This window comes from Mesorhizobium sp. M0306 (assembly GCF_040321655.1).
Lineage (GTDB): Bacteria > Pseudomonadota > Alphaproteobacteria > Rhizobiales > Rhizobiaceae > Mesorhizobium.
Map to the genome: position 1 here is coordinate 1 of NZ_JAMYRY010000118.1, position 627 is coordinate 627.

The following is a 627-nucleotide window of genomic DNA, read 5'->3' on the forward strand; positions in this document are numbered from 1 at the left end:
GCTTTCATCAGAATGCCGACGAGCTTGAAGACAGGCGCGATGAGCGCCTGAAGGAAGGAAACGACAGGCTTGCCCGTCTCTCCGGCCATCGCGAGCGCCATGCCGAACAGAACCGAGAAGAACAGCACCTGCAGGATGTCGCCTTCCGCGAAGGCACCGACAATCGTTGGCGGGATGATGTTCATCAGGAAGCCGGTGACCGACTGCTCGTGGGCCTTTGCGGCATAGGTATTCACGGCCTGGACATCGAGCGAGGCCGGATCGATGTTGAGGCCGGCGCCAGGCTGGACGATATTGGCGACGATGAGGCCGACGATCAGCGCCAGCGTCGAGAAGGTGAGGAAATAGACCATTGCCTTGCCGGCGACCCGGCCGACCTTGTGAAGATCGTTCATGCCGGCAATGCCGGTCGCAATTGTCAGGAAGATGACAGGCGCGATGATCATCTTGACCAGCTTGATGAAGGCATCGCCCAGCGGCTTCAGGCTCTCGCCGGTCCCTGGATAGAAATAGCCAATTGCGACGCCGAGGGCGATGGCGGCAAGCACCTGCGCGTAAAGCTTGGCATAGAAGGGTTTGCGGGGCGCGGGACTCGCGCCGCGGACTTGTGCAGCTGACACTGTTTCT

General features: G+C 60.6%; 1 protein-coding gene. It reads right to left on the bottom strand.

The annotated features are described in order from the left end of the window. Window positions 1-620, bottom strand: a 620-nt coding sequence (locus tag NKI95_RS34375) for a cation:dicarboxylate symporter family transporter (RefSeq protein WP_352722287.1), incomplete at its 3' end; no start/stop codon positions are given. Window positions 621-627: the final 7 nt, after the last annotated feature.